At 70.7% G+C, this 11,667-nt stretch carries 10 protein-coding genes; 5 read left to right on the top strand and 5 right to left on the bottom strand.

Going from position 1 to position 11,667, the window contains the following annotated elements:
- Window positions 1–34: 34 nt before the first annotated feature.
- Window positions 35–841: an aldo/keto reductase gene (locus N5095_RS02045; RefSeq protein WP_267620521.1), complete on the top strand. Its 807-nt coding sequence runs from the start codon at window positions 35–37 to the stop codon at window positions 839–841.
- An 88-nt stretch (window positions 842–929) separates the two neighbouring features.
- Here N5095_RS02045 and N5095_RS02040 read toward each other — a convergent pair whose 3' ends face one another.
- On the bottom strand, window positions 930–2,171 hold the full coding sequence (locus N5095_RS02040; protein WP_267620519.1) for a mandelate racemase/muconate lactonizing enzyme family protein: 1,242 nt from the start codon (window positions 2,169–2,171) through the stop codon (window positions 930–932).
- A gap of 122 nt (window positions 2,172–2,293) precedes the next feature.
- Here N5095_RS02040 and N5095_RS02035 point away from each other — a divergent pair, with 122 nt between their 5' ends.
- Window positions 2,294–3,337, top strand: a complete 1,044-nt coding sequence (locus N5095_RS02035; RefSeq protein WP_267620517.1) for a zinc-dependent alcohol dehydrogenase — start codon at window positions 2,294–2,296, stop codon at window positions 3,335–3,337.
- A 19-nt stretch (window positions 3,338–3,356) separates the two neighbouring features.
- On the opposite strand, the gene N5095_RS02030 is transcribed toward N5095_RS02035, so the two are convergent.
- The gene (locus N5095_RS02030) at window positions 3,357–4,325 is read right to left on the bottom strand and encodes a mannonate dehydratase (RefSeq protein WP_267620515.1); all 969 of its coding nucleotides are present in this window, start codon (window positions 4,323–4,325) and stop codon (window positions 3,357–3,359) included.
- A 104-nt stretch (window positions 4,326–4,429) separates the two neighbouring features.
- A complete protein-coding gene (locus N5095_RS02025; RefSeq protein WP_267620513.1) occupies window positions 4,430–5,593 on the bottom strand; it encodes an enolase C-terminal domain-like protein in 1,164 nt (387 codons plus the stop codon).
- A gap of 111 nt (window positions 5,594–5,704) precedes the next feature.
- On the opposite strand from N5095_RS02025, the gene N5095_RS02020 reads away from it, so the two are divergent.
- Window positions 5,705–6,115, top strand: coding sequence for a cyclophilin-like family protein (locus N5095_RS02020; protein WP_267620510.1), 411 nt, complete (start codon window positions 5,705–5,707; stop codon window positions 6,113–6,115).
- Window positions 6,116–6,151: 36 nt separating this feature from the next.
- On the opposite strand, the gene N5095_RS02015 is transcribed toward N5095_RS02020, so the two are convergent.
- The gene (locus N5095_RS02015; protein ID WP_267620507.1) at window positions 6,152–7,438 is read right to left on the bottom strand and encodes an MFS transporter; all 1,287 of its coding nucleotides are present in this window, start codon (window positions 7,436–7,438) and stop codon (window positions 6,152–6,154) included.
- Between the two features lie 268 nt (window positions 7,439–7,706).
- On the opposite strand from N5095_RS02015, the gene N5095_RS02010 reads away from it, so the two are divergent.
- Complete coding sequence (locus tag N5095_RS02010) at window positions 7,707–8,630, top strand: dihydrodipicolinate synthase family protein (protein ID WP_267620505.1); 924 nt, start codon at window positions 7,707–7,709, stop codon at window positions 8,628–8,630.
- 119 nt (window positions 8,631–8,749) lie between these two features.
- On the opposite strand, the gene N5095_RS02005 is transcribed toward N5095_RS02010, so the two are convergent.
- The gene (locus N5095_RS02005; RefSeq protein ID WP_267620503.1) at window positions 8,750–10,501 is read right to left on the bottom strand and encodes a thiamine pyrophosphate-binding protein; all 1,752 of its coding nucleotides are present in this window, start codon (window positions 10,499–10,501) and stop codon (window positions 8,750–8,752) included.
- A 133-nt stretch (window positions 10,502–10,634) separates the two neighbouring features.
- On the opposite strand from N5095_RS02005, the gene N5095_RS02000 reads away from it, so the two are divergent.
- Complete coding sequence (locus N5095_RS02000) at window positions 10,635–11,636, top strand: C-terminal binding protein (protein ID WP_267620500.1); 1,002 nt, start codon at window positions 10,635–10,637, stop codon at window positions 11,634–11,636.
- Window positions 11,637–11,667 lie beyond the last annotated feature (31 nt).

The raw sequence follows: 11,667 nt of genomic DNA, 5'->3' as shown, positions 1-11,667 counted from the left end.
GAGTTATATGGCACGAACCGGCGTTGCTGTCCCTATGAACCGAATTCCAGCGCTCGGACTCGGCACGTGGCAGAACACCGACCCCGAACAGTGCGCAGAGAGCGTCAGACTCGCGCTGGAGTCCGGCTACACGCACGTCGACACCGCCCAGTTCTACGGCAACGAGCGTGCGGTCGGGGAGGGAATCGCGGCCGCGTCGGTCCCGCGGGAGGAGGTCTTCGTCGCGACGAAACTCCACCCGGAGCAGACGGGGCTCGCGTACGACGAGGTGCTCGACGGCGTCGAGGACAGTCTGCGCCGACTCGGCGTCGACACTCTCGACCTGCTGTACGTTCACTGGCCGGTCGGCAACTACGACGCCGCCGAGACGCTCCCGGCGTTCGACGAACTGGTCGACCGCGGTACCGTCGACCACGTCGGCGTCTCCAACTTCGGCCCCGACCTGCTCGACGAGGCGCTGGACGTCCTCGACGCTCCGCTGTTCGCCCACCAGGTGGAGATGCACCCGCTCCTCCAGCAGGAGGCGCTCTTAGAACACGCCCGGGAACACGACTACTACCAGGTCGCCTACTCCCCGCTCGCGCAGGGCGGCGCGTTCGACGTGCCCGAGGTCGTCCGAATCGCGGAACGGCGCGGAGTCAGCCCCGCGCAGGTCTGTCTCGCCTGGCTCCTCTCGAAGGAGAACGTGACCGCCGTCCCGAAGGCGACGAGCGAGGCTCACATCGCGGACAACAGGGCCGCGCTCGACCTCGCGCTGACGAGCGCGGAGGTCGAATCCATCGACGGCGTCCGGCGGACGGAGCGCCTCATCGAGCGGGAGGGCGCCCCCTGGTCGGCGTAGCGGCGGTGCGAGAAATCGGAGTGGTCGGTGTGAACGGGGTTAGGTGACTGGGGCCGAGAGACCGGGAGACCGAACTGCTTCGGCCGGTCTACGCCTCGTCGAACAGCGTCTCCCCTTCGACCATGTGCTCTTCGACGGCGTCCAGATTCAGCGTGAGACCCAGTCCCGGCTTCTCGGGAATCTCCATCCGGCCGTCCTCGATGAGGTCGTCCTCCTCGACGAGGTCCTCCCACCAGCCGAGCTGGTAGGAGTGGTACTCGACGGCCAGCGAGTTCGGGATGGCCGCCGCCACCTGCGCGGAGGCCATCGTCCCGATGGGCGAGGAGACGTTGTGCATCGCGACGGGGACGTAGTAGGTGTCGGCCATGTCCGCGATCTTCCGCGTCTCGCGCATCCCGCCGACTCGGGGCAGGTCCGGCGCGACGATGTCGACGGCCTGTTCCTCGAACAGTCGCCGGTGGCCGTGTTTGCGGTAGACGTTCTCGCCGACCGTGACCGGCGTCGTCGGCGCCGACTGGGTCACCTCGCGCTGGACGTCGTGGTTCTCCGGCGGGACGGGGTCTTCGAGCCACCAGACGTCGTACTCCTCGATACCGGCCGCGAGCCGTTTCGCGCTCCCGCCCGAGAACGACCAGTGGCAGTCGAAGGCGACGTCCGCACGGTCGCCGACCGCCTCACAGACCGCCTCCACGATGTCGACCTTGTGTTGTACCTCCGGCCCTCGGAGGTGGCGGTTGGCGCGGTCCTTCTCGTGGCCCGACGGAACGTCGAGGTCGAACTTCAGCGCGTCGTACCCCAACTCCTCGACGACGCGCTCGGCCTCGCGGGCGTTCGACGCGGGTTCGGACTCGTCGCCGGCGTGACAGTCACAGTACATGCGGACCTCGTCGCGGTACTTCCCGCCGACGAGTTGGTAGGCCGGGACGTCGAGAATCTTGCCGGCGGCGTCGTGGAGGGCGATCTCGATGCCGGAGATGCCGGAGACGACCTTCCCGGAGATGGAGCCCTCGCCGGACATCTTCTGGATGAGATGCTCGAACAGACGGTCGATGTCGAGGGGGTTCTCGCCGACGAGGAAGGGTGTCATGCGGTCGATAATCTCGGCGTCGCCGCCGCCCCAGTAGGACTCGCCGGTGCCGACGATTCCGGCGTCGGTGTAGACGCGCACGAGAATCCAGGGGTAGTTGCCGTCGACCATCGTGGTCTGCACGTCGGTTATCTCGACGTCGCGGGGGCCGCCGCGGTCGGCCTCCAGCCCCATCGTCTCTCCCGAGAGGTCGCGCATGGTGTACTCGGCGTTCGGGTCGCGTAGCTTCCGGTAGTCGGGCATGCGCCTGCGACATCTGGGTGCGGACATTTCACGTTTGGCATCTGTAGGCACGGCCGAGTCGAGTCCGCCGTCTCGGCGCTCGGCTCGCCACATTTTTGGTCCGACCGACCGCCTATCCGGGTATGCGCGGACTCGCCAAGCAACGCCGAACCGAGGGTGCAATGGGTATCGTCGACCGTCCGAAGCCGGAACCGGCCGCCGACGAGGCACTGATAGAAGTCGACTACGCCGGTCTCTGTGGGAGCGACGCGGGCATCTACGAGTTCGAGTCGGCGTTCGAGCGGATGGAGCTGCCGACGGTCATCGGTCACGAGTACTCGGGGCGCGTCGTCGCGGTCGGCGAGGCGGTGACGGCGTTCTCGCCGGGCGACCGCGTCGTCGAGCGCCCCATCCGGGGCTGTGGGGAGTGTTACCAGTGTCGACTCGGTGAGGAGAATGTCTGCCAGGACGCCGTCATCACCGGGGTCGACCACGACGGCGCCTACGCCGGCTACATCGCCGTTCCCGAGGACGCGCTCCACCCCGTCCCGGACGACATCCCGCCGGAACACGCCGCCCTCGTCGAACCGACGAGCATCGGCGCCCGCGCGGTCATCCACAACTCCCGTCTCGACGCGGGCGACCGGGTGCTCGTCGCCGGCCCCGGACCCATCGGACTGCTCACCGCACAGATCGCCGACGCCCAGGGCGGGGATGTCGTCGTCGCCGGCGTCGGCCGCGACGCGGAGTACCGGCTCCCGCTCGCCGAGGAGCTCGGCTTCGAGACGCTGAACGTCGAAGCCGAGGACCCGGCGGCGCGGCGGGAAGCGGCGACAGACGGCGTCGGATACGACGTCGTCTTCGACACGACCGGCCATCCCTCCGGACTCCGGATGTCGGTCGACGAGGTGCGCAAGGGCGGGCAGGTCGTCCTCGTGGGACAGACGGGGGAGACGACGATGCCGTACTCGCCGCTGGTTCGCGCCGAGGTCGACCTCCAGTGTTCGTACGCCTCGACCTACGAGGACTTCGAGCGCTCGGTCCGGCTCATTCGCTCGGGCGACGTCGACGCCGGGACGCTCCTCGACGACCGGTTCTCACTCGACGACGCCGACGAGGCGTTCGAGGCGTTTCTCGCCGGGCGGACGTGCAAGCCGGTGTTCGACGTCTCCGTCCTCCGGGAGTGAGACCCCCGCCGCGTTCGCCTCACGACCCCTTCTCGACGGCCTCCAGTAGCCCCTTCATGTAGCCGATGGCGAACAGCCGACCTTTCGTCTCGTACCCCGGGTTGTCGTTCTGCTCGCCGGCCATCGTCGGCACGTGGTCCGGGCGCATCACGCCCTCGAAGCCGACCTCGTGGTACGCGCGCATCGCCTCGAGCATGTCCGTCGGTCCGTCGTCGTGCCACGTCTCGACGAACCCGTCGGCGTCGCCCTCGACGTCGCGGAAGTGTGCGAACACGATGCGGTCGCCGAAGTGGCGGATGGCCTCGGGGATGTCTGCGCCCATCGCCGTGAAGTTCCCCTGTCCGAACGTGACGCCGTTGTGCGGGCTGTCGACGATGTCCAGCACGCGGTCGTACGCCTCGACGCTGTTGATTATCCGGGGGATTCCCGCCAGCTCCTCGCGCGGCGGGTCGTCGGGGTGGAGCCCGAGTTTCACACCGGCCTCCTCGGCGACGGGGACGACCTCCTCGAGGAAGTACTCTAAGTTCCCCCACAGTTCCTCGTGGGTCACGTCGACCGGCTCTCGCCCTTCGGGGAGGCCCTCCATCCGGTCGAGGTCGAAACCGGAGGTGAGCGACCCGCCGCGACTCTCGATGTGGACGTCGGTGCGCGCCCAGCGGACGCTCGCCATCCAGTCGTAGCAGACGGTGGGGATACCCAACTCGCCGCAGTCCCGGAGGAACTGCTTGAACGTCTCTATCTCCTCCTCGCGCCCCTCCAGCCCGAGGCGCGTCTTGTCCGTAATCGGGACGCTCCCCTCGATGACGGCCACGTCGAGGCCGGCGCCCTCGAACCAGTTCACCATGCCGCGCAGCTCCTCGAACTCCCAGAAGCGCTTGTCCTCGCCGATTTCGAGCGGGTGGACGACGGCCTTCTCGACGCCCATCTGTCTCGCGAGTTTCCAGCGGTCGTCCGGCTCCGGCGGGAGGATGAGTGCAGGCTCAACCATGTCTCGTCGGTCCGTGCGCACCCTGATAACTCTTGGCGACCGAGGATCGAGGACGAAACGCGCTCGGGTCGTCGACCGCCCGGCCCACCCGACCCGCTCACCCCTCACTCGGCGACGACGACGTCGGTCGCGTTGTCCTCGATGTACGCCCAGTCGTAGTCGACGCCGAGCCCCGGCCCGTCGGGGACCGGTACCGTCCCGTCGCCGTCGAGCGCGTCGACCCCGTCCGTGTACGAATCGTACACCGGCGGCTCGGAGTGGGGTACCGACGCCTCCGGGCCGACCAGGCCGAGTTCGTAGTAGTTCGCGTTGCGGGTGGCGGCCATGCAGTGGCGGGTGTGCGGGCCGGCGAGGTGGTACTCCACGTCGAGCCCGTGGCCCTCGGCGACGCGGGCGATCTTCATCGCACCCGTGATGCCCCCGTCCCAGACCGGGTCGGCGCGGACGAAGTCGGTCGCGCCGGCGTCGACGAAGTCGGTGTGGGCCTCCACCCCTCGAATCATCTCCGCCTGCAGCAGCGGGGTGTCGAGGCGGTCTCTGAGCGCCCCGTGGCCGTGAGCCGAGGTGCCTGCGTCGCGGTAGGGGTCCTCGTACCAGTAGAAGCCGCACTCGTCACAGGCCCGCCCGACCGCGAGCGCCTCGGCGAACGTCCCGTACCCGCAGACGGGGTCGAGCATCAGGTCGAGGTCGTCGCCGACCGCGTCCGCGACGGCGTGAACCGTCGCGACGTCCCGGTCGACGTCGCCGCCCTCGACGGGGTGAACCTTGAACGCAGGGAAGCCGGCGTCGCGACAGGCCTCGGCGTAGTCGGCGTAGGCCGCCGGCGTGTCGAGCCCCGCCGCGTCGGCGTCACCGAAGTACGTCGAGGCGTACGCCGGCAGTCGGTCGCGGTACGTGCCGAGTAGCTCGTGAACCGGCGCGTCGTAGCGCTCGCCGGCGAGGTCCCACAGCGCGATGTCCAGCGGCCCGAGCCCCATCCGGTCGGTGGCGCGCAGCGCCCGTTTCAGTTCGGACCAGTGGCGCTCCCGGTCGAGCGGGTTCTCCCCGACCAGGTAGGGGGCCACCTCGGCTATCTGCGCGTGGCCCGAGGCCGTCCCGCCGACGAACTCCCCGGTGACCCCGGAGTCGGTGTCGATTCGGACGGCGTACCCCGTCAGCTCGGCCGTCTCCCCCTCGGCGTACACCAGCGGCCCGACCGTCTGACTCCGGACGTGCTCCCGGTCGTAGGTGAACGCGAACGCCTCCACGGACGTGATAGTCGGTGGCATGGTCCGTGGTCGAGAGGGGCCGACAAGAAGCTTCGCCCGGCGGTCGGGGTCACGTCGGTCGGCTCCGAGTACGGACGAATCCTTTTGGTTCCCGACTCCGAGCACGGTCCCATGTCACCGGCCGACACGCCGAGCGACGACCCGACCGACACCGACTTCCTCGTCGACGTCGACGACCTGGCCCTCGACGCGACGTGGACGGACGCCGAACCGGCGCTCCGTGACGCGGTCTCGGCGGCGCTCCCCGTCGAGGGTGACGCCGCCCGGTGGGGCGAGGAACTGTACGTGCGGACCGGAATCGACGCGCCGGTAGAAGACGGGGTCCGGGAGGTGCCCGTCGGCGCGCTCGCCTACTGGCCGGCCGGCCGGGCGGTCTGTCTGTTCTGGGGGCCGACGCCGGCGAGCGACGGGGCGGTACCGGTCGCCGCCTCGCCGGTCGGGGTGTTCGCGACGGTCGACGACGTCTCGGGGCTCGACGATTTGGACGGCGGCGCACGCCTCCGGCTGCGCCGGTCGGATTGACCCGGACGCGAGAGTCGGCGGGCCCGTGACGGGGGGTCAGTCCGCGTCCGACTCCGGCTCCGCGCCGACGGGGGCGTCCGGCGTCTCGAAGCTCTCGACGAGCGCGACCTGGGTCAGGACGGCGGCCGCGAACGCGAGCAGGCTCCCGACCGCGTAGGTGAGTTCGATAGAGGTGACGGTCGACGCGAGGCCGAACAGGGCCGGGCCGACCATGCCGCCGAAGCCGCGGGCGGTCGAACGGAACCCGATGAGTTCGGACTCGCGGTTCTCGGGGGCGACGTCGCCGATGAACGACACCGCACCGACGCGCGTCCCCGAGAAGGCGACCGCGAGCAGGGCCATCCCGACGGCGACGACGACGGCCCGGCCGATGGCGGACGGGACGAGCGCGGCGGCGGCCATCGCCGCGGCGAACGCCCCCGAGCCGGCCATCCCGAGCGTGATGAACGGCTTGCGTCCGAGGCGGTCCGCGTACTCGCCGACGAGGTACATCGTCGCTATCTGGCCGGCGGGGTTCACCGCGAGCAGCGCGCCCATCAGGAACTCCGAGAGCCCCAGGTCGGTGACGATGTACACCGGGAGGAGGCTCGTCGTCCCGAGCACGGTCATGTTCCGGAGCAGTGTGGCGGCGTACAGCCACATGAGTCCGTTCGTGTAGAGGTGTTCGCGGCCGGCCGCGCTGGGGAACAGCCGCCGCTTCACCTCGCCGGCGAGTTCGCCGGGGGCGACGCGTCGGTGGCGGTCGGGGTTCGGGTCCTCGACGACGAGCGCCGCGAGCAACACGACCCCCGAGGCCGCGGCGACGACGCCGAACAGCTCCGGCGCGGCGAGCAGGCCGAGCAGGACGCCCGCGAACAGCTGGCCGAACGTGAACCCGACCGCCTGCGCACTGGAGAAGAAGCCGACCGAGCGCCCGCGCGCCTCCGCCCCGCCACGCTCGCTCACGACCGCGAGCATCACGGGGAGGTACCCCGCGGCGAAGGCGGCGTAGACGGTTCGGGCCGTCAGCGGGAGCCAGATGCCGTCGACGACGACGAGCGGGAGGGCGGCGATAGCCCCCAGCGCCGAGACGGCCAGCAGCACGTCCCGCCGGCGCCCGGTGACGTCAGCGAGCGCGCCCCAGACGGGCGCGAACGTCATCAGCCCGAAGAAGTACAGCGCGAGCACGAGGCTCACCGCGAGCGGGGACCCCCCGCGCCGGCCGATGTAGACGGCCATCGCCGTTCCCATCAGTATCGGCGCGAACTTGCTCGCGGCGGCGGCGACGCCGATCGCCGACCGCTGGACGCGGTCGCTGCTCCGGGAGGGGAGGGCCGGGGTCACGGCGGCGCGCTCACCACCTCTACGCGGGCGTGTGGCAGGCGCTCGGTGCGAGGGGAGGGCGGGCGCTCGGCTGCACGGGTCGCTCGCTCCGCCCGTCCGCGGGCGTCCATGTGTCAGCTAGTCGCACAGCGGAGCCACGATTAAAGCTGTTGGTGGGGACCGTTTCGGCCGGTATCGGGGCAGCCGACTCGACCCCGACCGGTGTCGACGCCTCCGTCCCCGGTTCCGCGGGGTTTTTTGTAAGCGTGGGTAGTGGTGGCACGCGACGATGGCGTACGAGTCACTCAAGTCGGACCTGCGCGGCGTCGCCTTCACCAACCCTACCCCGTTCTCCGAGGACGGCGCCGACGTCCTCCACGACGAACTCGCCGAGCACGTCGAGTCGTTGCGGGAGGCCGGCGCACGGTTGGTCATCCCCTGTGGCAACACGGGCGAGTACTACTCCCTCTCGAACGACGAGCGCGTCGCGGTGGTCGAGACGACCGCCGACGCGATGGGCGGCGAGGGGTCGGTCGTCGCCGGCCTCGGCGGGAGCCTCCCGACTGCCCGCTCGCTACTCTCGCGCTACGAGGACGCCGGCGCGGACGCGGTGATGGTGATGCACCCCGTCCACACCTACATCCACCGCGACGGGCTCCGGCGGTACTACGAGGAACTGGTCGACGCGACCGACCTCGGGGTCGTCCTCTACAAGCGCGGCGACGAACTGGACGACGACCTCATCGCCGACCTCGCCGAGGAGGAGAACGTCGTCGCCGTGAAGTACGCGGTCAACGACGTGAAGGCGTTCTCGAAGGCCGTCGCCACCACCGAGGGCGACGTAGTCTGGTCGAACGGTATCGCCGAACGGTTCGCCCCCGCCTTCGCCGTCGAGGGCGCCGAGGGGTTCACCACCGGCGTCGGCAACTTCGCCCCCGAACCCGCCCTCGCGTTGATGGACGCCCTGCGAGAGGGGGAGTACGAGCGCGCCCGTGACATCCGCGAGCGCTTCCGCCCCTACGAGGACCTCCGCGAGGAGGCCGGCGCCGAGAGCCACCTCCCGGCGGCGAACAACGTCCCCGCGGTGAAGTTCGGGATGGAACTCGCGGGCCACTACGGCGGGCCGGTCCGCCCGCCGCTGGTCGACCTCTCCGAGGAGGACGAGGAACGCGCCCGGGAGTACTACGACCACCTGGTGAGCGGCGAATACTGACTCCGGCGTCCCTCGCCCCTCCCGACCGGGAACCGCCGTCGAGCACCCCTCTCTCTCTCTCGCCGTCCGAGCGCCGAACGGGCCGCGGTCCCCGTTCGACTCCGACCCGCAGTTCCCCTTCAGTCCAGCGCGACGGTCGAGTCGTACGCGGAGGCCTCCGCGGCCGACGGCTCGTCGGTCTCGACGTCGACGTCGACGAGCACCGGCCCGTCGGCGTCCATCGCGTCGGCGACGGCTTCCCCGGCCTCGGCGGCCGACTCGACGTGGACCGCCTCCCAGCCGAACCCTTCGGCGACCGTCGCGAAGTCGGGTGCGGTCCAGGTGAACTGGTGGCCGTCACCGTACCCCTCGATTTTCGGCGACTTGCTGATGACGCCGTAGTCGGCGTTGTTCGACACGACGCACGTGATATCGAGGTCGTACTCCGCCGCGGTGTGGAGTTCGTGGATACACATCAACAGCCCGCCGTCGCCAGTGAGACAGAGCGCCGGGCGGTCGGGGCGGGCCAGTTGGGCCCCGATGGCGGCCGGGAGTCCGACGCCCATCCCGGCCCACGACCCGGCCGCGACGAACCCCTCGGGGGCGTAGGCGGGGAACGTCTGCATCGCCCAGAGCCGGAACCCGCCGACGTCGACGGCGACGCTCGCCTCTCGGGGCGTCACCTCCCGGACCGCCGCGAGCAGTTCGGGGGTGGTCGCCGGCGACCCGCCGTCGAACAGCCCGAGCCCCCGGAGGTGATCGTCGTACTCCTCGCGGACCTCGCGGGCGACGCGCGACCCGTCCCAGCCGTCGCCGGTCGCGGACCCGTCCCGTCCTTCGAGGCCCTGCTCTTCGACGCCCTCGCGCAGTCGGTCGGCGGCGTCGGCCGCGTCGTCGACGATTGCGACGTCCGTGTCGTAGCTCGCGTCGATCGCGTCGGGGTCGAGCGTGACGTGGACCAGCGCGTCGCCCATGGGGAGGCTCCAGCCCGCCGTGGTGACGCCGTCGAAGTCGGTGCCGAGGGCGACGACGACGTCCGCCGACCCGAGGACGCGCTCGGCGCCTGACGGGAGGTGGCTACCGGCGACGCCGAGGAAACGGTCGTCGTCCTCGGGGAAGACCCCTTTTCCCTTGTACGTCGTCACGACCGGGGCGTCGAGCGCGTCGGCCAGGTCGGCTACGGCCCGGGGACCTCCCTCGGCGCGGCGGGCGCCGCCGCCGACGTAGAGCAGGGGTCGCTCGGCCGACGCGAGGCGGGCGACGGCGTCGTCGTAGGCCGTTTCGTTGTCGAAACTCGTCTGCTCGGGGGCGACCTCGGCGGCGGGCGCGGCGAACTCGGCGTCGAGGATGCCGCTCGGGACGCCGAGCCTGACCGGTCCGGTCGGCGGCGTCAGCGCGGTCTCCAGCCCCCGTGCGACGTCGGCGGGCAGGTCGCGTCGGCGCTCGACGTTGACGTTCGCCTTCACGGCGTTGTCGTAGGTGTCGGGCTCGATTTCGTGAATCGGCCCCTTCCCGCGCTCGTCGGGGTCGACGTCGGCGGAGACGTGGAGTATCGGCACCGAGTCCTCGTAGGCGTTCTTCAGCCCGTGCATCGCGTTCGTGTCGCCCGGACCGGGGACGGTGAGCGTCGCGGCCGGCCGACCGGACGCCTCGTAGTATCCCCACGCGATGTGCGGGACGGCGGTCTCGTGGCGGGCCATCACGTAGCGCATCTCGTCGCGCTCGACGACCGTCCGGTCGAGCGGGAGCGTCTGGGTCCCCGGGATGCCGACCAGCGTGTCGACGCCGGCGTCGACGAGCGCCTCGTACACGTGGGCGCCGCCCGTCTTCGCCGCCCGTCCGGCGTCGCTCCCGTTCCCGTGGGTGTCCGCGTCCGCGTCGGCGTCCGTCATGCTCACACCGACCGCCCGCACCGGATTAGCCTTTTCCCCGCCGTCGGCCCTCGCAGCACCGACCCCTGTGTCGCTACGCACGTCCGGCCTCGGCGCCGTACACTTTTCACGAGGGGTGCTGTCGTGTCTCCACATGGCAGACCAGTACACCGTCGGCGTCACCGCCGGCTCCGCTTTCGACCTCGCCGTCGAGGAGGCGGTCTTCGAAGGGCTCGACGTCGCGTTCCGCCCGGTCGACGTGGAGACGACCGACGACCTGCGCCGCGAACTCGTCGGCGTCGACGCCGTGCTCGACCGCCTGCTCACGGCCCCGTACACCGCCGAGGTGATAGCGGCGCTCGACGGCTGCCGAGCCATCGCCCGCTGTGGCATCGGCGTCGACCACGTCGACCTCGACGCCGCGACCGACGCGGGGATGTACGTGCTCAACGTCCCCGACTACTGCCTGGAGGAGGTGTCGACCCACGCGCTCATGCTCGCGCTCGCGCTCGAACGCGACCTCCGGCGGTACGACGCCTCGCTCCGCGAGGGCGTCTGGGAGAAGCGCCTCGGCGAGGCGCGGGTCCGTCGGCTCTCGACGATGACCGTGGGGCTCGTCGGCTTCGGCGCCATCGCCCGCCGCGTCGCCGACAAGTTCCGGGCGTTCGGCGCCGACGTGGTCGCCACCGACCCGTACGTCGACGCCGACGAGATGGAGACGGCGGGCGTGGAGAAGGTCGAGTTCGAACCCCTGCTCGACCGTGCACACGTCGTCTCCGTCCACACGCCCCTGCTCGACGAGACGCGAGGCATGTTCGACGCCGACGCCTTCGCTCGGATGCGCGAAGACGCGTACTTCCTCAACGTCGCCCGCGGCGGCCTCCACGACGAGGCGGCGCTCGACGCCGCACTCGACTCCGGTGACATCGCCGGCGCCGGAATCGACGTGTTCGCCGACGAGCCGGCGGACCGCTTCGACGGGACGACCCCCTCCTTCGAGACGCCGCTGGCGCGACACGAGAACGTCGTCCTGACCCCGCACGTCGCGTGGTACTCGGGCGCCGCGAGCGACGAGAAGCGCCGGACGGCCGCCGAGGGGATTCGCGCCGTGTTCGAGGGCCGGGAGCCGGAACACGCGGCGGCGACCCCCGAGTAACCGGAACGTGAGTCGCCGCGTCGAGGGCTGC

This window comes from Halobium salinum, assembly GCF_026586625.1.
Taxonomy (GTDB): Archaea; Halobacteriota; Halobacteria; order Halobacteriales; family Haloferacaceae; genus Halobium; species Halobium salinum.
This window is presented reverse-complemented; position numbering and strand designations above follow the sequence as displayed.

Excerpts from the sequence above, each read along its gene's own strand:
- N5095_RS02020 (WP_267620510.1), top strand. The coding sequence starts at position 5,705 with ATGTCACCGGCCGACACGCCGAGCGACGACCCGACCGACACCGACTTC.
- N5095_RS02000 (WP_267620500.1), top strand. The coding sequence starts at position 10,635 with ATGGCAGACCAGTACACCGTCGGCGTCACCGCCGGCTCCGCTTTCGAC.
- N5095_RS02045 (WP_267620521.1), top strand. The coding sequence starts at position 35 with ATGAACCGAATTCCAGCGCTCGGACTCGGCACGTGGCAGAACACCGAC.
- N5095_RS02025 (WP_267620513.1), bottom strand. The coding sequence starts at position 5,593 with ATGCCACCGACTATCACGTCCGTGGAGGCGTTCGCGTTCACCTACGAC.
- N5095_RS02030 (WP_267620515.1), bottom strand. The coding sequence starts at position 4,325 with ATGGTTGAGCCTGCACTCATCCTCCCGCCGGAGCCGGACGACCGCTGG.
- N5095_RS02005 (WP_267620503.1), bottom strand. The coding sequence starts at position 10,501 with ATGACGGACGCCGACGCGGACGCGGACACCCACGGGAACGGGAGCGAC.
- N5095_RS02035 (WP_267620517.1), top strand. The coding sequence starts at position 2,294 with ATGCGCGGACTCGCCAAGCAACGCCGAACCGAGGGTGCAATGGGTATC.
- N5095_RS02040 (WP_267620519.1), bottom strand. The coding sequence starts at position 2,171 with ATGCCCGACTACCGGAAGCTACGCGACCCGAACGCCGAGTACACCATG.
- N5095_RS02010 (WP_267620505.1), top strand. The coding sequence starts at position 7,707 with ATGGCGTACGAGTCACTCAAGTCGGACCTGCGCGGCGTCGCCTTCACC.